This window comes from Streptomyces pyxinae, assembly GCF_024756275.1.
Lineage (GTDB): Bacteria > Actinomycetota > Actinomycetes > Streptomycetales > Streptomycetaceae > Streptomyces > Streptomyces pyxinae.
Genome location: NZ_JANUGQ010000004.1, coordinates 143,446 through 164,558, shown reverse-complemented (window position 1 = coordinate 164,558; position 21,113 = coordinate 143,446). Strand labels below are relative to the sequence as shown.

15 protein-coding genes are annotated in these 21,113 nt (G+C 74.4%); 11 read left to right on the top strand and 4 right to left on the bottom strand.

Annotated features, from left to right (window positions below; genetic code table 11):
• The first annotated feature begins 578 nt into the window (after positions 1–578).
• Positions 579–2,414: a transglycosylase domain-containing protein gene (locus tag NX801_RS07025; protein ID WP_258786428.1), complete on the top strand. Its 1,836-nt coding sequence runs from the start codon at positions 579–581 to the stop codon at positions 2,412–2,414.
• 322 nt (positions 2,415–2,736) lie between these two features.
• On the opposite strand, the gene NX801_RS07020 is transcribed toward NX801_RS07025, so the two are convergent.
• The 3 genes from NX801_RS07020 to NX801_RS07010 form a co-directional block, all read right to left on the bottom strand.
• Positions 2,737–4,062 carry a polysaccharide deacetylase family protein gene (locus NX801_RS07020; protein WP_258786233.1) on the bottom strand — a complete coding sequence of 442 codons (1,326 nt, stop codon included), beginning with the start codon at positions 4,060–4,062 and terminating at the stop codon, positions 2,737–2,739.
• Between the two features lie 213 nt (positions 4,063–4,275).
• Positions 4,276–5,139: a pentapeptide repeat-containing protein gene (locus tag NX801_RS07015; RefSeq protein WP_258786232.1), complete on the bottom strand. Its 864-nt coding sequence runs from the start codon at positions 5,137–5,139 to the stop codon at positions 4,276–4,278.
• A 210-nt stretch (positions 5,140–5,349) separates the two neighbouring features.
• Positions 5,350–7,260: a PucR family transcriptional regulator gene (locus NX801_RS07010; RefSeq protein WP_258786427.1), complete on the bottom strand. Its 1,911-nt coding sequence runs from the start codon at positions 7,258–7,260 to the stop codon at positions 5,350–5,352.
• 676 nt (positions 7,261–7,936) lie between these two features.
• Between NX801_RS07010 and NX801_RS07005 the strand changes: the two genes are divergently transcribed.
• The 10 genes from NX801_RS07005 (at position 7,937) to NX801_RS06960 (ending at position 20,301) form a co-directional block, all read left to right on the top strand.
• Positions 7,937–8,827 (top strand): FAD binding domain-containing protein, encoded by an 891-nt coding sequence (locus NX801_RS07005; RefSeq protein ID WP_258786231.1) that lies wholly within the window; start codon positions 7,937–7,939, stop codon positions 8,825–8,827.
• Positions 8,828–8,829: 2 nt separating this feature from the next.
• Entirely contained in the window at positions 8,830–9,456 is a 627-nt protein-coding gene (locus tag NX801_RS07000) for a (2Fe-2S)-binding protein (RefSeq protein ID WP_258786230.1), read from the top strand.
• A gap of 167 nt (positions 9,457–9,623) precedes the next feature.
• The gene (gene pucD, locus NX801_RS06995; RefSeq protein WP_258786425.1) at positions 9,624–11,981 is read left to right on the top strand and encodes a xanthine dehydrogenase subunit D; all 2,358 of its coding nucleotides are present in this window, start codon (positions 9,624–9,626) and stop codon (positions 11,979–11,981) included.
• Positions 11,982–12,312: 331 nt separating this feature from the next.
• Positions 12,313–13,755 (top strand): NCS2 family permease, encoded by a 1,443-nt coding sequence (locus NX801_RS06990; RefSeq protein WP_258786228.1) that lies wholly within the window; start codon positions 12,313–12,315, stop codon positions 13,753–13,755.
• 99 nt (positions 13,756–13,854) lie between these two features.
• Positions 13,855–14,991 carry an XdhC family protein gene (locus NX801_RS06985; RefSeq protein WP_258786227.1) on the top strand — a complete coding sequence of 379 codons (1,137 nt, stop codon included), beginning with the start codon at positions 13,855–13,857 and terminating at the stop codon, positions 14,989–14,991.
• Between the two features lie 166 nt (positions 14,992–15,157).
• Complete coding sequence (locus NX801_RS06980; RefSeq protein WP_258786226.1) at positions 15,158–15,340, top strand: CsbD family protein; 183 nt, start codon at positions 15,158–15,160, stop codon at positions 15,338–15,340.
• Between the two features lie 281 nt (positions 15,341–15,621).
• Entirely contained in the window at positions 15,622–16,134 is a 513-nt protein-coding gene (locus tag NX801_RS06975; protein WP_258786224.1) for a DUF5709 domain-containing protein, read from the top strand.
• Between the two features lie 245 nt (positions 16,135–16,379).
• A complete protein-coding gene (locus tag NX801_RS06970) occupies positions 16,380–16,970 on the top strand; it encodes a (2Fe-2S)-binding protein (RefSeq protein ID WP_309505794.1) in 591 nt (196 codons plus the stop codon).
• A complete protein-coding gene (locus tag NX801_RS06965; RefSeq protein WP_258786223.1) occupies positions 16,967–17,962 on the top strand; it encodes an FAD binding domain-containing protein in 996 nt (331 codons plus the stop codon). Before NX801_RS06970 ends, NX801_RS06965 begins: the two co-directional genes overlap by 4 nt.
• 200 nt (positions 17,963–18,162) lie before the next feature.
• Positions 18,163–20,301, top strand: coding sequence for a xanthine dehydrogenase family protein molybdopterin-binding subunit (locus tag NX801_RS06960; protein ID WP_258786222.1), 2,139 nt, complete (start codon positions 18,163–18,165; stop codon positions 20,299–20,301).
• Between the two features lie 94 nt (positions 20,302–20,395).
• On the opposite strand, the gene NX801_RS06955 is transcribed toward NX801_RS06960, so the two are convergent.
• Positions 20,396–21,109: a DUF4230 domain-containing protein gene (locus NX801_RS06955; protein WP_258786221.1), complete on the bottom strand. Its 714-nt coding sequence runs from the start codon at positions 21,107–21,109 to the stop codon at positions 20,396–20,398.
• Between the last annotated feature and the right edge of the window lie 4 nt (positions 21,110–21,113).

Here is a 21,113-nt window from a genome sequence, read left to right as displayed (position 1 = left end):
CCTCCGTAGGGTGATCCCCGTCGGGGGACTGTTTCGGGGTGCCGTGGGGGCGGTGTCCCGGTACTGCGCACTACTGGGGGGTTCGATGCCGACTGTGGCGGTTCAGTGCGTCGTCATGAGTGAGGCAGAGGTGATCGCCCGTGGGTAAGCGGGGCAAGCCGCCGGAGCGCGGCCGGTGGTCCGGGCGCGGCAACGGCGCCGAGCGGGCCGCCGGTACCGACGAGCGGGCGGCCGGTACCGACGGGCGGACCGGGTGGGCGGCGCCCGCCGGGGCCCGCCGTGCCGCGCCCAACGGAACCCGCCGGGCCCCCCGGCCCGCCGCCGGCGGCCTCCGCGACCGGCTCGCCCCGCTGCTCGCCCGGCTCGCGCCCCTGCTGGCCCGGCTGACCCCGCTGCTCGACCGGCTGCGCCCGGTCCTGGCGAGGCTGCGTGAGCGGCTGCGGCCCTGGCTGCGCCGGCTGCGGCCCGCCTACCCCCGCCCGGGCCGCACCGGCTACCGCCGCTGGATACCCTCCTGGCGCCAGCTCGCCGGTGCCGTGCTGTCCGCGGCCGGCCTGCTGGTGGCCACCGTGGGCCTGATGTACTGGACCACCGACATCCCGGAGGACCTCAACTCCTTCGCCACCCAGCAGGACAACGTCTACTACTGGGCGGACGGCACCCAGATGACCCGGACCGGCTGGGTCCGCCGCCAGGAGATGCCGCTGGAGCAGGTGCCCGAGGACGTGCGCTGGGCGGTGCTGGCGGCGGAGAACGCCAGCTTCTACTCCGACCCCGGTGTCTCGCCCTCCGGCATCCTGCGTGCCGCCTCCCGGATGATCGGCGGCGGCGAGACCCAGGGCGGCTCGACCATCACCCAGCAGTACGTGAAGAACGCGTACCTCAACCAGGACCAGACCTTCTCCCGGAAGTACACCGAGATCCTGCTGGCGCTCAAGGTGGACAACGCCTTCAGCAAGGACGAGATCCTGGAGGGCTACCTCAACACCAGCTGGTTCGGCCGGGGCACGTACGGCATCCAGCGCGCCGCCCAGGCGTACTACGGCAAGGACGTCTCCGAGCTCAACGCCAGTGAGGGCGCCTTCCTGGCCTCGCTGCTCAAGGGGGCGGGGCTCTACGATCCCGCGCTCGGCAAGGCCAACCACGCCCGGGCCGTCGAGCGGTGGAAGTGGACGCTGGACCGGATGGTGGAGATCGGCAAGCTCTCCCCGGAGAAGCGGGCGACGTTCACCCGGTTCCCCGAGCCGACCCAGGAGACCGGCGGCCGGACCGAGCTGGACGGCCAGCAGGGCTATCTGGTCGAGCTGGCGAAGTCGTACATCACCCGCAGCGGAAAGGTCTCCGAGGCCGAGTTCGACCTCGGCGGCTACCAGATCTACACCACCTTCGACAAGACCCGGACGGAGGAACTCGACAAGGCGGTCCAGGCCGCCCGCAAAAAGCTCGACCCGAAGAAGCGGAAGACCGACACCTTCGTCCGCACCGGTGCGGCCACCGTCGGCGCCGACGGCCGGATCCTCGCCCTGTACGGCGGCCCCGGCCAGCTGAAGCAGGGGTTCAACGAGTCCAACGCGGTGACCGTCCCGGCGGGCTCGGCCTTCGCGCCCTTCGTGTACGCCGCCGGGCTCACCGACGGCGTGGTGAAGGAGCGGGATGCCCCGCGCTCCCCGGTGACCCCGGAGTCCACCTACAACGGCCAGCACGACGCCGCCGTGATGACCCCCGAGGGCCCCTACTGGGACCGCAACGGCAAGATGGTGCGGGGCAAGAACGACGGCGGAAAGTCCTGGGGGGAGAACATCAGCCTGCGCCGGGCGCTCGCCGACTCGGTGAACACGCCCTTCCTCCAGCTCGGCATGGACGTCGGCCTCGACCGGCTGCGCGTCCACGCCCAGCGGGCCGGCATCCTCGCCTCCAGCCTCGGCCCCCAGGTGCCCGCCTTCGCGCTCGGCAATTCCACGCCCAGCGCCATCCGGATGGCCACCGCCTACGGCACCTTCGCCGCCAAGGGCATGCACACCGAGCCGTACTCGGTGCTCCGGGTCAGCCGCAACGGCGCGGACATCCCGATGGCCGCGCCCGAGCCGGAACGCGCCTTCACGTCCGAGGTGGCCGGGGAGGTGACGGACGCCCTGCGGGACTCGCTGGACTCCGGCGCCGGCCGGAGCGCCCGGGTGCCCGGCGCACGGGCGGCGGGCAAGCCCGGCACCACGGAGGACAACAAGGCCGCCTGGTTCGCCGGCTACACCGAGACCGAGGCCACCGCCGTGGTGCTCTACCGGATGGACCTGCACAAGCTGGAGCTGATCCCGCTGGACGGAGTGGCGGGCAACCGTTCCCGGACGGTCGGCAGCACGCTTCCGGCCGACATCTGGCAGGCGTACGAGAAGGCCATGGCCGCCCACTCCCGCTGAGCCCGGCCGCCGGGAGCCGTCCGGCGGTGCCCGGCAGTGTCCGGCGGGTCCCGCCGCCGCCCGGCCCCGGAGGCCCGGCGTACGCACGCGGCCCGTGACCTCGGCGTCCGCGCGTCCTGGCGTCCGCGCATCCCGGAGGCCGCCGCCGCTCGACCGCCGCCCGGCCCGCCCGCGACGGGCCCGGCCGCCGGACCGGCCCGGCGCACTCCCACGGAGAGGGCCCGGCCGCCGGACACCCTGCCGAGAGGTGTCCGGCGGCCGGGCCCTCGTACGGGTCACGCCGCCACCGGCCGGGCCATGCGCACCGGCCCGGCCCCGCCGCCTACTTCACCACGCTCTTCCAGATCGGCGCCTGGGCCGGGTCGAGCGTCCGGAGCTGCTCCAGGACCGCCGGGTCCTGGGCGTCCAGCCAGTCGCTCAGCTCGCGGAAGGAGACGCACTTGACGTCCTTGCGCGGGCAGACCTCCCGCATCACGTCCTCCACGGCCTGCATGTAGATGCCGCCGTTCCACTGCTCGAAGTGGTTGCCGATGAACATCGGCGCCCGGCTGCCGTTGTAGACGCGGTTGAAGCCGTTGAGGTACGCCTGGCGGGTCGTCTTCTCCCAGATCTGGTACATCGCCGGATTGCCGTCGGTCTTGCCGTTGGACTGGTTGTAGAGGAAGTTGAAGTCCATGGAGAGGACCTGGATCTCCTTCTCCGGGTACGGCAGGAGCTGGAGCGGGAAGTCCCAGACGCCGTCCTGCTTGCGCGGCCAGGTCTGGAAGTTGCCCGGCGAGCTGGCGTCGTAGCGCCAGTCGAACTTCTTGGCCGCCGGGATCAGCGTCTTCTGCCCCTCCAGGCAGGGCGCGCGGCCGCCGACGAACTCCCGGTCGGGGTCGAAGGGCAGCGCCGGCAGGTCGGTGAAGCCGGTGTTGGTCTTCCACTTCTTGACGAAGTCGTACGTCTGCTGGATCTCGCTGGTCCACTCGGCGGTGGACCAGTCGTCGCCGCCCTTGGCGCCGCAGAAGTGCCCGTTGAAGTGCGAGCCGATCTCGTGCCCGTCCTTCCAGGCCCCGCTGAGCTGGCCGAGCGTGGTCCGGATGTGCTCGTCGGTCGGGTACGAGATGGCCGCCGAGCCCCGGCCGTGCTGGGGCGGCTCATAGAGGTTCTTCTTCGCGGCCGGCAGCAGATAGATGCCGGTCAGGAAGAACGTCATATGAGCGTTGCTCTCCTTGGCCACCTCGCGGAAGTGGGAGAAGAGATGGTCGTCGCCCTCCAGCGCGCCGTCCCAGGAGAAGACCACGAACTGTGGTGGCTTTTGTCCTGGTTTGAGGCGTTCCGGCTTCAACTGTCCCGGCTGCGGGCCGGTCCAGGAGGTGGAGCCGTCGCCGAGCACCTTGGTCTTGCCGTCCCAGGGCTGGGCCCGCAACTTGGCGAGAGCACCCTGCTGCCGTTCGCCCGCGCCCGGCTTCGACCCGTCGGAGCCGGGGTCGGCCTTCCCCTGGGTGGCCGCCGCCGAGGTCTCCTGATCGCCGGTGAGCGTCCTGCCGAGCAGCAGGGCCACGGAGACCAGCACCAGCGCGGACGCGGCCAGGAGTGCGGTGCGGGCATGGTTGTTGCGGCGGGCGCGCCTACGGCTGCCGCGTTTGCGGGTACTTCGGGGCATCGGTGCGGCTGCTCTCGGCAAAGGGGAAACAGGTACTTTGATCCGGCATGACGAACTGAATATAGAACGTCCAGTCTCCGCGATCAGTGCCCCGGACCGATGTGATCATCGGGTGGTTGCCGGACCGAGACCCTCCGTTCTCCGGACCGTTGCCGTCCGACCGCGGTCCTGCCGCCGTCCGATCGCTGTCCGTCAGCCGTCGGCCCCCAGCCGTCAGTCGCCCGCCGCCGGGGTCCAGTGCGCCGGGCGGGCCAGTCCCTCCGGCAGCCTGGTACGGGCGTCGCCCCGGGCCGCGTTCAGCTGCGGCTGCGTGACGAACAACGCACCGGTCAGGTCGGCCCCGCCGAGCCGGGCGTCCCGCAGGTCCGCGCCGAGCAGATCGGCCCGGCGCAGATCCGCGCCGCGCAGGTCGGCCGCGATGAGATACGCCCCGCGCAGCCCGGCCCCGTGCAGATCGGCGCCCTTCAGCCGGGCGCCCATCAGGTCCGCGCCCCGCCGGTTCTTCTTCCGGCCGGGCGTCCCGGCGCGGGCCAGCTCGCCGGCGCGCAGCAGCAGCGCGCCGACCTCGCCCCGGTGCGGCCCCACATCGAGCCGGGCCAGTTCCCCGGGGGCGAGCGCGGTGAGCCGTTCCGTCTCGTCGCGGAGCCGGCGGGCCTCGCCGTGCAGCGAGCGGGCGGGCTTCAGCGCCAGCACCTCGGTGAGATGGACGAGCAGCTCATGGAGCTGGCGCATCACGGGGAAGACGGCGAACATCAGCGGAGCCGTCTCCGGATGGGCCCGCCAGTCCCGGCCGCCGAAGGTGACCTGGGACACCTTCTGCCCGGCGCCGAAGCAGTCGTAGACGGTGCAGCCGGTCCAGCCGCTCTCGCGCAGCCGGGAGTGGATGCCGCACCGGAAGTCGGTCCGCAGATTGCCGCAGGCGCGGCCGGCCGGCTTGTCGGCGGCGAACTCCGCCGACCTGGCGAAGGGCAGGGCGGCGCAGCAGAGTCCGAAGCAGTCGGCGCAGTCGCCGCGCAGTGCTCCGGCCGGCGGCCGGGTGGTGCCGTCGGTTTTCGGGGGGTCGGCCGGTCCGGACACGATGGGTGGCTCCTGCTCTGTCGGTTCTGTCGGCCCTCGGGGGCTCTTCGGTGTTCTCGGCCCGGGGGCAGGGGGAGAGAGACGGGCGGTTCTCCCGGCCCCGGGGAATTCTCCCGGCTCCCGGGGACGGCGCCGCCGGCGGACCGTGACAGTCGGTGGCGCCGGTGGTGGCGGGCCGTCCGGGCCCGGCGGGGCGCCCGAGCCGGGGCGTCAGGACATGCGCAGCGCGAGGAAGAAGTCCAGCTTGTCCTCCAGCCGGGACAGGTCCCGTCCGGTCAGCTGCTCGATCCGTCCCACCCGGTACCGCAGGGTGTTGACGTGCAGATGGAGCCGCGAGGCGCAGCGGGTCCAGGAGCCGTCGGAGTCGAGGAACGCCTCCAGCGTCGGGATCAGCTCCGCCCGGTGCCGCCGGTCGTAGTCGCGCAGCGGGTCCAGCAGCCGGGCGGTGAAGGCGCGGCGTACGTCGTCCGGGACGAACGGCAGCAGCAGGACGTGCGAGGCCAGCTCGTGGTGGCCGGCGGCGCAGACCCGCCCCGGCCGGGCGGCGGCGACCCGCCGGGCGTGCCGGGCCTCCTCCAGGGCGCCGCGCAGCCCCTCGGCGGAGTGCACGGCGGCGCTGACGCCCAGAGTGAGCCGCCCGTCGCCGTCGAGCCCGGCCGAGAGCGGCGCCCGTACGGCGGCCAGCAGGGTGTCGGCGTGCAGCCCCCGCGAACCGTCCGTACCGTCCGTACCGTCCGCCCGCTCGGCCCCGTCGGGGGCGTCACCGCCCGTGGCCACGCCGCCCGGGCCGTCCCCGGACGAGTGACCCGGCGCGGCGGCGGTGCTTCCGGCCGCGCCCGAGCCGGCGCGGTCCGGCCCGGCGGGCAGCGGCACCAGCGCGACGGCCTCACCGCCGAAGTGGGCGACGGCGATCCGGTCGGCCGGGTCCGGTCCGGTCGCGGCCGGGTCGACGAGGATCTCCTCCAGCAGCGCCTGGGCCATCGCCCCGGTGTCGGGCGCCGTCCCCGCCGTCCCCGTCGTCCCCGCCGTCCCCGTCGTCCCCGCCGTTCCTGTCGGGTTCGCCGTCCCCGCCGTGCCCGGGGCACCCGTACCCGGGGTGTCACCCGCCTCGGCGGTCCGGCCGCCGCCCCACTCCACCCGGGCCACCACCACCTGCCAGTGCGGGGCGGTGCCAAGGCCCGGGAGCAGCACCGGCGCGGCCACTCGCAGCCGGGCCGCCACCTCGGCGGGCGCGGCACCCGCCTGGACCAGCTCCAGCACCTCCTGGGCCAGCCGGCGCCGTACCGCGCGGGCGGCCTCCCGCCGGTCCCGCTCGACGGCGATCAGCTGGGTGACCCCCTGGAGCAGGTCCAGCCGGGCGGCGGGCCAGTCGCCGGCGTCCGCCTCGACGGCCAGCAGCCAGTCGGAGAGCAGCGTCTCCCGGGGCTCCCGCACGGCGGGCGCGCCGCCGCGCCCGGTGTTCCGGATCGGGAAGAGCGAGTACGTGGTCGAGCCCACCGTCGCCCGGTGCGGGCCGCGCCGCCCGGAGCGGGTCGCGGCGAGGTGCTCCCCGGCCAGTACGGCACCGGCCCCGTCCGGCAGGGCGCGGTCGGCACCCGCGATCCGGCGGCCGGTGGGGGAGAGCACCCAGGCCCGGAGGTCCAGGTCGGAGCCGAGCAGATCGAGGACGACCTCGGGGCCGCCGCCGGCCGGGCCGGAGGTCATCAGCCGCCGGTGCCGGTCCACCACGGCGGCCAGGTCCCCGGCGCGCTCCCCGGACACCTGGCGGACCACGTGCTCGGTGATCGTCGCGAAGGCGACGGACTCATGGACGGCGAAGAGCGGCAGCCGGTGGCGGGCGCATGCCTCGACCAGATCCTCCGGAACCGCCCCCAGCTCCGCCTCGCCGGCGGCCAGTCCGGCGACCCCGGCGGCGGCCAGGATGCGCACGAACGGCTCGCAGTCGGCCGCGTCCCGCCGCCAGGCGAGCCCGGTGAGCACCAGCTCGCCGCCGGACAGATAGCGGCTGGGGTCGCGCAGGTCGGTGGTCATCACGCCGCGCACGGTGCGGTCGAGCTCCTCCTCGCCGCCGAGCAGCCGCAGGCCCAGCGCGTCGGTCTCCAGCAGTGCGCGCAGCCGCATCTCGTTCGCCGCCGATCTCTCTCGTGGGGTGGTCACGGGTGTTCTGGATGTTCTCCCGTCGGTCCCGGACACGGCTCGGCCGGGGCCACGGTTTCCGGGAAGAAACGAAGAGATGACAACTCCTCGCCGTTCGTTCGAATCTACAAGTCTAGCGGCCGGGCCAGCCAACTCCTTCATGGGATCCGTGACTGCACCCGAGGGCACGCCGCTCGGTCTACTGAGTCACAGCGCGTGAACAGGACATGAACGAAGCCGCCGGCGGCCGTCGACCACTGACGACAGCCGGCAACAGCTGACAGACAGCGGCTGGCGGACAACGGCCGACGGACGTCAGCCGGCAGAAGCCAGCCGGCAACAGCCGACGACATGGGCCGGCCGTACCCCGTGCCCCGGCGTAGACAAGCGCATCGTCCGAACAGTATTTCGGTCGCACCGGTCCCTCCGGGGCGGCCCGGTCCCGCCCGCCCACCGGCGGAACACCGGACCGGCCGTCCCGCACATCCCGGGGGAGCCGGCGGAACCGGGACCCCGGATGGAACGACGAGCACGGCGGCCGGCGCGCACCCCGCGCCGACAGCCGTCGGCCCCCGCCGGACCACCACCCGCCTCCGCCGGACCGGCCGCCGGAACCACTGCCGGACGACGCGGCACCGGAACACGTGGAAGAGAGCCGCACATGGACTTCCTTCGCCCGGCCACCTGGGAGGAGGCGCTCGCCGCGAAGGCCGAGCATCCCTCGGCCGTCCCCATCGCGGGGGGCACCGACATCATGGTCGAGATCAACTTCGACCACCGGCGACCCGAGTACCTGCTGGACCTGAACCGCGTCGAGCCGCTCACCGAGTGGGAGGTGGGCGCGGACACCGTCCGGCTGGGGGCCTCGGTCCCGTACAGCAGGATCATGGAACGACTGCGGACCGAGCTCCCCGGGCTCGCGCTCGCCTCGCACACCGTCGCCTCCCCGCAGATCCGCAACCGGGGTGGGGTCGGCGGCAACCTGGGCACCGCCTCCCCGGCCGGCGACGCCCACCCCGCCCTGCTCGCCGCGGGCGCCGAGGTGGAGGCGGAGTCGGTACGCGGCTCCCGCCGCATCCCGATCGACGCGTTCTACACCGGTGTCAAGCGCAACGCGCTCGCCCCCGACGAGCTGATCCGCGCCGTGCACATCAAGAAGGCGACCGGACCCCAGCAGTACTCCAAGGTCGGCACCCGCAACGCCATGGTGATCGCCGTCTGCGCCTTCGGGCTCGCGCTGCACCCGGACACCCGGACCGTGCGCACCGGCATCGGTTCCGCCGCGCCCACCCCGGTACGGGCCGGGGATGCCGAGCTGTTCCTCGGCGCGGCGCTTGAGGAGGGCGGCTTCTGGGAGAGCGGCCGGGCCCTCCCGCCCGCCCTCGCCCGGCAGTTCGCCCAGCTCGCCGCCGGCGCCTGCAACCCCATCGACGACGTCCGGGGCACCGCCCGGTACCGCCGCCACGCCGTCGGCGTCATGGCCCGCCGCACCCTCGGCTGGGCCTGGGAGCAGTACCGCGCCACCGGCCGTCCCCTGGAAGGAGCCGCGTAGCCATGCGCGTCACATTCACGGTCAACGGTCGCCGCCAGGAGGCCGACGACGTCTGGGAGGGCGAGTCCCTCCTCTACGTCCTGCGCGAGCGGATGGGGCTGCCCGGCTCCAAGAACGCCTGTGAGCAGGGCGAGTGCGGCTCCTGCACGGTCCGGCTGGACGGGGTGCCGGTCTGCTCCTGTCTGGTCGCCGCCGGCCAGGCGGAGGGCCGGGAGGTCGTCACCGTCGAGGGCCTGGCCGACCACGCCCGCCGCCGCGGCGACCGGTCCGGCCACACCCCCGGTGCCGGTGCCGGATCCGGCCCGGCCGGTCTGTCCCTCCAGGACGCCCGCGGCTGGACCGCCCGGGGGACCGGCTCCCGTACCGGCGATGCCGCCGCGCTGGCCCCGATCCAGCAGGCGTTCATCGACGCCGGGGCCGTCCAGTGCGGCTTCTGCACCCCCGGGCTGCTGGTCGCCGCCGACGAGATGCTGGAGCGCAACCCCTCGCCGTCCGACGAGGACATCCGCGAGGCGCTCTCCGGCAACCTCTGCCGCTGCACCGGCTACGAGAAGATCCTGGACGCCGTCCGGCTCGCGGCCGCCCGCCAGGAACCCCGCGAGCCGCAGAGCGGAGGAGCGCGACCATGACGGAGCCCACCACCTCCCCCGCCACCGCCGCACCCGGCCCTGCGTATTCGGGGGACGCCGGGGCCGCCGCGACCGCCGCCGGAGCCGCCCCCGGAGACGCCCGGGCCGGTACGCGGACCGCCCTCGGGGGCGCCCGGACCGCCGCCCCCGTCGGCACGCCGACCAGGATGACGCAGGGTTCGCGGACCCGGGGCGGCATCGGCGAGTCCACCCTGCGCCCGGACGGCACCCTGAAGGTCACCGGCGAGTTCGCGTACTCCTCCGACATGTGGCACGAGGACATGCTCTGGGGCCAGATCCTGCGCTCCACCGTGGCCCACGCGGAGATCGTCTCCCTGGACACCTCGGAGGCGCTCGCCCAGCCCGGGGTGTACGCCGTGCTCACCTACGACGATCTGCCCACCGAGGTGAAGAACTACGGCCTGGAGATCCAGGACACCCCGGTCCTCGCCCACGGCAGGGTCCGCCACCACGGCGAGCCGGTCGCCCTGGTCGCCGCCGACCACCCGGAGACCGCCCGCCGGGCCGCCGCCAAGATCAGGGTGGAGTACCGGGAGCTGCCCGTCGTCACCGACGAGGCGTCCGCCACCGCACCCGGCGCTCCGCTGCTCCACCCCGGGCGCGACGACCACCACGCCGGGCACGTACCGCACCCGAACATCGTGCACCGCCAGCCGATCGTCCGGGGCGACGCGACGGCCGCCGCCGGGCGCGCCGATGTGATCGTCACCGGCGAGTACGTCTTCGGCATGCAGGACCAGGCGTTCCTGGGGCCCGAGTCCGGGCTCGCGGTGCCCGCCGAGGACGGCGGTGTCGACCTCTATGTGGCCACCCAGTGGCTCCACTCCGACCTGCGCCAGATCGCCCCGGTGCTCGGGCTGCCCGAGGAGAAGGTCCGGATGACGCTCGCCGGGGTCGGCGGGGCCTTCGGCGGACGCGAGGACCTGTCCATGCAGATCCACGCCTGTCTGCTGGCCCTCCGCACCGGAAAGCCGGTCAAGATCGTCTACAACCGGTTCGAGTCCTTCTTCGGCCATGTCCACCGGCACCCCGCCCGGCTCCGGTACGAGCACGGCGCCACCCGGGACGGCCGGCTCACCCACCTCAGGTGCCGGATCGTGCTGGACGGCGGCGCCTACGCCTCCGCCTCCCCGGCGGTGGTCGGCAACGCCTCCTCGCTCGCGGTGGGCCCGTACAAGGTGGACGACGTGGACATCGAGGCCGTCGCCCTCTACACCAACAACCCGCCCTGCGGGGCCATGCGCGGCTTCGGCGCCGTCCAGGCGTGCTTCGCCTACGAGGCCCAGATGGACAGGCTGGCCGCCGAACTCGGCATGGACCCGGTGGAGTTCCGGCAGCTCAACGCCATGGAGCAGGGCACCCTCCTGCCGACCGGGCAGCCGGTCGACTCACCCGCGCCCGTCGCCGAGCTGCTGCGCCGGGTCAAGGCCCGGCCGCTGCCGCCCGAGCGCCAGTGGGAGACCACCGAGGGCGCCGACGTCCGCGCGCTGCCCGGCGGCCTCTCCAACACCACCCACGGCGAGGGCGTCGTCCGCGGCGTCGGATACGCGGTCGGCATCAAGAACGTCGGTTTCTCCGAGGGGTTCGACGACTACTCCACCGCCCGGGTGCGGATGGAGGTGATCAACGGCCATCCCGTCGCCACCGTGCACACCGCGATGGCCGAGGTCGGCCAGGGCGGGGTCACCGTGCACGCCCAGATCGCCCGCACCGAACTGGGCGTCGCCCAGGTCACCATCCACCCGGCCGACACCCGGGTCGGCTCGGCCGGTTCCACCTCCGCCTCCCGCCAGACCTATGTCACCGGAGGTGCCGTCAAGAACTCCTGCGAGCTGGTACGCGAGAAGGTCCTGGAGCTCGGCCGCCGGAAGTTCGGCAGCCATCATCCGGCCTGGGCCACCGCCGAACTGCTGCTGGAGGGCGGCAAGGTGGTCACCGACGGCGGCGAGGTGCTCGGGGACCTGGTGGAGGTGCTGGAGGACGAGGTGGTCGAGGTCGAGGCCGAATGGCGGCACCGCCCCACCGAGGCGTTCGACCTCCGCACCGGCCAGGGCAACGGCCATGTCCAGTACTCCTTCGCCGCGCACCGCGCGGTGGTGGAGGTGGACACCGAACTCGGCCTGGTCAAGGTCATCGAGCTGGCTTGCGCCCAGGACGTGGGCAAGGCGCTCAATCCGCTCTCCGTCGTCGGCCAGATCCAGGGCGGCACCACCCAGGGCCTCGGGGTCGCGGTGATGGAGGAGATCGTGGTGGACCCGAAGACCGCGAAGGTGCGCAACCCGTCCTTCACGGACTATCTGATCCCCACCATCCTGGACACCCCGACCATCCCGGTCGATGTGCTCGAACTCGCCGACGACCACGCCCCGTACGGGCTGCGGGGCATCGGCGAGGCGCCCACCCTGTCCTCCACCCCGGCCGTCCTCGCGGCGATCCGCGCCGCGACCGGACTGGAGCTCAACCGGACGCCGGTACGCCCCGAGCACCTCACCGGCACCCTCTGACGGCCGGCCGGCCGGGCCCGACGGCCCCCGGCGCGGCGGCCGTCAGGCCCGACAGCCGGCCGTCCGGCGGCCCCTTTGGCACGGCACGCAAGCCCTCCGGGCGGCGCGGACCCGGGAACGTCACACTCCCGTACGCCCGCCCCGCCCGGAGCCCCGGTGACCGCACCGCTCGCGGTCCCCCCCCACCCCCACGGGGAGGCGGCCGAACCGCCACCTCCCGTCCCGTTCGTCTCGGGCCGTCCCCCGGGTCGTGCAGCCGTACACCATCCCAAATCCCGTCGGCCGGCAGGCCGTACGGGTGCCCCTGTGAACCTTGGGAGTAGCAGGCATCATGACCCAGTCGTCAGTGCAGCCGGTGACCACCGCCGAGGACGCGGGCCCCGGCTCGCGCGTTCCCGCCGGGCGGTCCTGGCTCGACCGGTACTTTCACATCTCCCACCGGGGGTCGACGGTCGCGCGCGAGGTGCGCGGCGGCATCACGACCTTCATGTCCATGGCGTACATCCTGTTGCTCAATCCGCTGCTGCTGGGCGGTCAGGACGCGCTGGGCGCCAAGCTGAGCCAGCCGGCACTGGTCACCGCCACCGCCCTCGCCGCCGCCGTGACCACCCTGGCGATGGGCGTCATCGGCAAGGTCCCGCTCGCCCTGGCGGCCGGCCTCAGTGTGTCCGGGGTCCTCTCCACCCAGGTCGCCCCGCACATGTCCTGGCCGCAGGCGATGGGCATGTGCGTGGTCTACGGCGCGGTGATCTGCCTGCTGGTCGTCACCGGCGTCCGCGAAGTGGTGATGAACGCCATCCCGCCGGCCCTGAAGCACGGCATCACCATGGGCATCGGCCTGTTCATCGCGCTGATCGGCTTCGTCAACGCCGGGTTCGTCGGCAAGGGCCGGGGCAGCGGCCCGGTCGCCCTCGGCGCCGGCGGCTCGCTGACCGGCTGGCCGGTGGCGCTCTTCGCCGTCACCCTGCTGCTGATCTTCATGCTCCAGGCGCGCCGGGTGCCCGGCGCCATCCTGCTGGGCATCGTCATCGGCACGGTCGTCTCCGTCACCGCCACGGCCGCCGGGCTGATCGACGAGGCCGAGTGGGGCGGCAAGGCGCCGCTGCCGCACGGCGGACTGATCTCCATGCCCGACTTCTCGCTCCTCGGGTCCGTCGAGTTCGGCGGCTGGGGAAAGCTGGGCGCCTCCACCGTCGGCATGATCGTCTTCACCCTGGTGCTGGCCGGCTTCTTCGACGCGATGGCCACCATCATCGCGGTGGGCCAGGAGGCCCGGCTCGCCGACGCCCGGGGCCGGATGCCCGGACTGAACAAGGCGCTCTTCATCGACGGCGCGGGCGGGATGGCCGGCGGCGCGGCCGGTGCCTCCGGGCAGACGGTCTTCATCGAGTCCGCCACCGGGGTCGGGGAGGGCGCCCGCACGGGGCTGTCCGCCACGGTCACCGGGCTGTTCTTCGCCGCCTGCCTCTTCTTCACCCCGCTCACCCAGCTGGTGCCCGGCCAGGTGGCCTCCGCCGCGCTGGTGGTCATCGGGGCGATGATGCTCCAGAACGCCCGGCACGTGGACTGGACCGACTGGTCGGTGGCGGTCCCGGTCTTCCTGACCGTGGTGCTGATGCCGTTCACCTACACGATCACCACCGGGGTGGGCGCCGGTGTGATCGCGTACTGCGCCATTAAGGCGGCTCAGGGAAAGTGGCGGGAGCCGAGCGTCCTCATGTGGGTGCTCTCCGCGGTGTTCATTTTCTACTTCACAACGGGTACCGCGCACTGACGAGGGGCTTGCCCCTGCTCGCCCCCTGGCCCTCCGTCCCCCGGTCTTCCCTGGTCCGGGACGACCTTCGAGTCCGAGAGCTTCCCCGAGGAGAACGACATGCTGGACATCGCCGCCGAGCTCAGCCGGTGGGCCGGCCAGGGGCGCCGGTTCGCCGTCGCCACCGTGGTGGCCGTCGGCGGCAGCGCGCCCCGGGAGCCGGGCGCCGCCCTCGCCGTGGACGACGAGGGCACGGTCATCGGCTCGGTCTCCGGCGGCTGTGTGGAGGGGGCGGTGTACGAGCTGTGCCGGCAGGCGCTCCAGGACGGCCGGACCGTTGTCGAACGCTTCGGCTACAGCGACGACGATGCCTTCGCCGTGGGCCTGACCTGCGGCGGAGTCATCGACATCCTGGTCACCCCGGTTCGCGGCGGGGTGCTGCCCGCCGCGCTGACGGCCGCCGCCGGCGGGGAGGCGGCGGCCCTCGCCAGGATCGCCGGGGGGCCGGAGGAACTGCTGGGCAACGCGCTGCTGGTGCGCCCCGACGGCTCGTACGAGGGCGGGCTCGGCGGCCATCCGCTGCTGGACCGCACCGCCGCCGGGGAGGCCGCCGCGCTGCTCGGCGCCGGGCGCACCGGAACCGTCACCATCGGCGCCGAGGGCTCCCGGTGCGGCCGGCCCCTCACCCTGCTGGTCGAGTCGAGCGTGGCGCCCCCGCGCATGATCGTCTTCGGGGCCGTCGACTTCGCCGCGGCACTGGTCCGGGTCGGCAAGTTCCTCGGCCACCATGTCACGGTCTGCGACGCCCGGCCGGTCTTCGCCACCCGGGCCCGCTTCCCCGAGGCGGACGAGGTCGTGGTCGACTGGCCGCACCGCTATCTGGCGGCCACCGACACCGACAGCCGGACCGTGCTCTGCGTCCTCACCCATGACGCCAAATTCGATGTGCCGCTGCTGGAACTGGCCCTGCGGCTGCCGGTCGCCTACGTCGGCGCGATGGGCTCCCGCCGCACCCATGAGGACCGCGCGCGCCGGCTGCGCGAGACCGGGGTGACCGAACGGGAACTGGCCCGGCTGCGCTCACCCATCGGGCTGGACCTCGGCGCCCGCTCGCCCGAGGAGACGGCCCTCTCCATCGGCGCGGAGATCGTCGCCGCCCGGCGCGGCGGCAGCGGGGTCGCGCTGACCGGCGCCCACACCCCGATCCACCACGACGCCCCGGCCGCCCGGGTCCGCCGGATGGACTCCGTCGCCTGACCCGCCCCGTGCCGCCCGCCGGCCACCCGGGTCCTCCGGGCGGGTCAACGGGCCGGGCCGGGCTTGCCGCGTGCGCGGCGTGCGCGGCGTTTGCCGCCCGGGGCGCCGGGCACCAGCAGTGCTGTCGGGAGAACGGCCCCGAGTTCCCGAGATGAGGAGCGCGACCATGTCGACCCAGGACAAGAAGACCAAGCCGTCCGCCAAGGCCGAGGAGATCAAGGGCGCGGTCAAGGAGAACGTCGGCCGCGCCGTGGGCAACGAGCGGCTGACCGCCGAGGGACGCGCGGAGCGCGCCAAGGGCGATCTCCGCCAGGCGGGCAAGAAGGTCAAGGACGCCTTCGACCGGTAGCACCGGCGACGGACGGCGGATGGGACACCGGGGGATCCCCCGGAACGCGGCGGTGGCCCGGCGGAGACGATCCGCCGGGCCACCGCCGGTTTCCGGGCCCCGTTCCGGCCCCGCGGCCGTCGCCCGGAATGCCGGGACGTGTGACCTGCCCCAGGCTGGATACGCGGCAGGCGTACGTACGAAAGATCCAATGGGTCCACGGATCCGCACACGCGCGGGATCCGCGGACCCACAGACGCACGGCGCACAGACGCGCGCAGAGGAGAGGAGGCCGGCGGGCCATGGACAGCGACGAAGCGATGGGTGACGAGGTCTACCAGCCCAGCGGCTCCGAGGCATCCGAGGTCTCCGAGGACGAGGGCATTCTCGACCCCGAGGACACCTTGTCGGACCGCGAGGCCGACCCGTACGACGAGGGCTGGTCCCCGCCCGAGCGGCCGCTCGCCGTGGACCACGAGGGCACCACCGCCCGGGAGCAGCGGGAGGGTGAGTCCCTGGACCAGCGGCTCGCCGAGGAGGTGCCCGACCCCTCCCTGGAGGAGCCGGAGCGGGTCCGGGACGACGACGGCATCGGCGATCTGGCCGGCGGCAACGGCGAACCGGTGGACGACGAGGTCGGCGCGGCCCGCTCCGGGCGGCTGGTCGCCCCGGACGAGGGCGCCCACGCCGACGCCGAGAAGGACATGATCGCCGAGGACGTGGGGGTGGACGGCGCCGCCGCCTCGGCCGAGGAGGCGGCGATCCACACGGTCCCGGACGACGACGAGGTGCTCCCGGACGACGGGTCGCGCTGACCGCCGTACGGGCGGGACGGGCCCGGTCCGGTGCCCGTCCCGCCCCCGGGGCCGGTGCCTGTCCCGCCCCCCGCTCCTGTCCCGCCCTCCCCGCTCCTGTCACGGCACCGCCGGGCGAACGCCTGCTTCGGCCCCCCCATCGCGTACTCACGGCCCACGGACCGCCCGCATCGCGGTCCCGCGGCCCCCGGCTCCGCCCGACCCCGGCCGGACCACCCCCCACCCGCCGTACGGAAGGCCCCACCGTGCAGCACACCGCCACCGGCACCGAGCCGGTCACCACCGCCTCCGGCGTCACCCTCCGGGTGAACGGCACCGCCCACACCCTCGACGTCGACCACCGCACCACCCTGCTGGACGCCCTGCGCGAGCGGCTCGGGCTCACCGGCGCCAAGAAGGGCTGCGACCACGGCCAGTGCGGAGCCTGCACGGTGCTGGTGGACGGCCGGCGCGCCAACAGCTGTCTGCTGCTCGCGGTCGCCCAGGACGGCACCGAGATCACCACCGTGGAGGGCCTGGCGGGCGACGCCGGCGACGGGGAACTCCATCCGCTCCAGCGCGCCTTCCTGGACCGGGACGCCTTCCAGTGCGGCTACTGCACCCCCGGCCAGCTCTGCTCGGCCGTCGGACTGCTGGCCGAGGCCGCCGCCGGGCACCCCTCCTACGTCACCCCGCCGGACACCGGTTCACCGGACGGTCCGGCCTCACCCGGCGGACCGGCCGGTCTCACCCCGGCCGAGATCCGTGAGCGGCTCAGCGGCAACCTCTGCCGCTGCGGCGCCTACCCGCGCATCGTGGAAGCGGTCGCGGACACGGCGGCGGAGGCGGCCCGGTGAGGCCCGTCGGCTATGTCCGGGCCCGCAGCGTCGAGGAGGCCGCCGCCGCGCACGCCGGGCACCCGGGCGCCCGTTATCTGGCGGGCGGCACCAATCTGGTCGACCTGATGAAGCTGGGCGTGGAGTCGCCCGGCACCCTGGTGGACGTCAGCAGGTTGCCGCTGGACACCGTGGAGCCGCTGCCCGGCGGGGGTCTGCGGATCGGCGCCACCGTGCGCAACAGCGACCTCGCCGCCCATCCGCTGGTCCGCGCCTCCTATCCGGTGCTCTCCCAGGCACTGCTCGCCGGGGCGTCCGGGCAGCTGCGGAACATCGCCACCACCGGCGGCAACCTGCTCCAGCGCACCCGCTGCCCCTACTTCCAGGACCCGGCCAAGCCCTGCAACAAGCGTGAGCCGGGGACCGGCTGCGGTGCCCGGGAGGGGGGCCACCGGGACCACGCCGTCCTGGGCCACTCACCGTCCTGCATCGCCACCCACCCCTCCGACATGGCCGTCGCCCTCGCCGCGCTCGGCGCCACCGTGGAACTGCACGGGGCGGACGGGGCCCGGACCGTCCCGGTCGGGCAGTTCCACCGGCTGCCCGGGGACCACCCGGAGCGGGACACCGTCATCGGGCCCGGCGAGCTGATCACCGCCGTGGTGCTGCCGGAGGCCCCGGCGGGGCTGCCGTCCGCCTACCGCAAGGCCCGCGACCGGGCCTCGTACGCCTTCGCGCTGGCCTCGGTCGCCGCCGTCCTGGAAGTGGCGGACGGCGTGGTGCGCCAGGTGGGCATCGCCTTCGGCGGGCTCGCCCACCGGCCGTGGCGGGCCGAGCGGGCCGAGGCCGCGCTGCTCGGCGCGGCGCCCACCGGGGAGAACATCGCCCGCGCCGTCGACGCCGAGCTGGACCGGGCGGAGCCACTGCGGGACAACGCCTTCAAGGTGCCGCTCGCCCGCAACCTCGCCCGCCGGGTGCTGACCGGACTGGCCGGCCCGGCCGCCCGCCCGTGACCGGCCACCGGCTCGCCCGGCCGCCCGCCCCTGACCGGTCACGGGCGCGTCCGGCCGCCACCACCCGCCGGCCCGCCCGGCCGTGACCACCGGCCCGGCCCGACCGGCCGTGAGCCCGCTGGCCCCGCCCGGGCGCCCGCCCCGGTACGCGTACGGCCGACCGAACGAACGTCCGTGCCACTGAAGCGGAAGGACCCGCGATGCGCCCCACCGCCGCCACCTCCACCCTGGCCCCCGCGTCCGGCTCACTGGGCGCCGACACCGCGCGTCTGGAGGGCCGGGACAAGGTCACCGGGACCGCCCGCTATGCCACCGAGCAGGCCCACACCCCGCCCGGCTGCGCCTATGCCTGGCCGGTCCCGGCCACCGTGGCGCGCGGCCGGGTCACCGCCGTGGACACCGCCGCCGCCCTGGCGCTGCCCGGCGTCCTCGCCGTACTGACCCCGGACACCGCGCCCCGGCTGGGCCACGCCGAGGACCCGACCCTCGCCGTGCTCCAGGACCACCGGGTGCCGCACCGGGGCTGGTTCGTCGCCCTCGCCGTCGCGGAGACCCCGGAGCAGGCTCGCGCCGCCGCCGGAGCCGTACGGATCTCCTACGCGGCCGAGCCGCACGACGTCGCCCTCACCGCCGGCCACCCGGACGGCTATGTGCCCGAGACGGCCAACGGCGGGGAGGCCGGCAGCAGCCGGCGGGGCGACCCGGAGGCCGCCTTCGACGCCGCCCCGGTGCGGATCGACGCCGCCTACCGGGTGCCGCCGCTGCACAACCACCCGATGGAGCCGCACGCCGCCTTCGCCCACTGGGACGGCGACCGCGCCGAACACCTCACGGTCTACGACTCCAGCCAGGGTGCCAACGCCGTACGGACCGCGCTGGCCCAGCTGTTCGGGCTGGCCGAGGGCCGGATCACCGTGATCTCCGAGCACGTCGGCGGCGGCTTCGGCTCCAAGGGCACCCCCCGCCCCCATGTGGTGCTCGCCGCCATGGCCGCCCGGCACACCGGCCGTCCCGTCAAACTGGCCCTGCCCCGGCGCCAGTTGTCCGCCGTCGTGGGCCATCGCGCGCCCACCCTGCACCGGCTGAGGCTGGGCGCCGAACGCGACGGCACCCTGGTCTCGGTGAGCCATGAGGTCGCCACCCACACCTCCCGGATCAAGGAGTTCGTGGAGCAGGCCGCCGTACCCGCCCGGGTGATGTACGCCTCGCCGCACAGCCTCACCAGCCACCGGGTCACCCCGCTCGACGTGCCCACCCCCTCCTGGATGCGGGCACCCGGCGAAGCGCCCGGGATGTACGCGCTGGAGTCCGCCATGGACGAACTCGCCGTGGAGCTGGGCATGGACCCGATCGACCTCCGGGTGCGCAACGAGCCCGTCACCGAACCGGGCAGCGGACTGCCGTTCAGCAGTCGCCACCTGGTGGAGTGCCTGCGCGAGGGCGCCCGCCGGTTCGGCTGGGGCGACCGCGACCCGCGCCCGGGGGTGCGCCGCGAGGGCGATCTGCTGACCGGCACCGGGGTCGCCGCCGCCACCTACCCCGTACTGGTCGCGCCCTCCACCGCCTCGGCCACCGCCCACCCCGGCGGCACCTTCACCGTCCGGGTCAACGCCACCGACATCGGCACCGGCGCCCGGACCGTGCTGGCCCAGATCGCCGCCGGGGCGCTGGGCGCGGCACTGTCCGCCGTGCGCGTCGAGATCGGCTCCACCCGTCTCCCCGCCGCCCCGCTCGCCGGCGGCTCCTCCGGCACCGCCTCCTGGGGCTGGGCGGTCCACGAGGCGTGCGCCGCCCTGGTGGACCGGCTCGCCGACCACCACGGCGCGCTGCCGCCCGAGGGACTGACGGCCACCGCCGACACCACCGAAGCCGCCTCCGCCGCCCCGGCGTTCGCCCGCCACGCCTTCGGCGCCCACTTCGCCGAGGTGCAGGTGGACACCGTCACCGGCGAGGTCCAGGTGCGCCGGCTGCTGGGGGTGTACGCCGCCGGCCGTATCCTCAACCCCCGTACCGCCCGCTCCCAGTTCGTCGGCGGCATGGTGATGGGTCTCGGCATGGCGCTCACCGAACACAGCACCATGGACCCGGCGTTCGGCGACTTCACCGAGGCGGACCTGGCGATGTACCACGTGCCCGCGCACGCCGACGTGCCCGATGTGGACGCCCACTGGATCGACGAGGAGGACCACTACCTCAACCCGATGGGCAGCAAGGGCATCGGTGAGATCGGCATCGTCGGCACCCCCGCCGCCATCGGTAACGCCGTCCACCACGCCACCGGCGTCCGTCTCCGCCACCTTCCCCTCACCCCCGACCGCGTCCTGCCCGCCCTCGCCTGACCGGACCTGTCCGGACCCGATCGGAGGCCCGGACGCCGGGCCCGCCGGGCCGGGCAGGCCCGCCCTCGCCGGACCCCGCAGGCCCCGGGGAGGCTCAGGGGCCGTAGCTGACCGTCACCTTCTGGAAGCCGAGCGATCGCAGCAGACCCTGGAGCATCCGGGTGGTGTTCTGCTCGGCGCGGGCGGTGAGACGGCTCTCCCCGGCGGCGTCCGCGATATGGCGCACGGCCAGTCGCTGCACGGCCTGCTCGGTGTTCGGGTTGTCGGAGAAGAGATCGCCCAGCCGGTCGAGCAGTCCGCGCTGTTTGGCGACGGCGTAGGAGCGGTCGGGGTCCAGGGCGGGCTTGCCGAGCGCGGCGTGCGGCAGCCGGAGGGCGGCGGCCGTGCGGTCCTCGTTCACCGTCACGTCCCCGGCCCCCAGCCGGCCGAGGTCCACATACGCGTCCACGGTGCCCGCCCCCACGTAGAGCGTGCGGGTGCCGCGTACCGCGTCCGGCAGGAACCGGACGTCCTTCTCCAGGTCCACGACGACCTGGAAGCTTCCGGAGGCGGCGTCGTAACGGCTCATGTCCCGCAGGGACTCCAGGAGTACGGGACCGGAGCGGTCCCGGGTCTCCTCGCCGAACAGACCGAGCCCGGTGAGCGGGGTGAAGCGGAACAGCGCGAAGAGCAGGGCGGCCAGTACGAGGAGCACCCCGGCCGCCCTCAGCCAGGAGCGGCGTGCCCCGGGGGAGGGCCCGGGCGCCCCGGGGGCCGGCGGACGGGCCCCGGGGGCCCCGGGCGACGCGGTGGGCGTACTGGAGGACATGGCG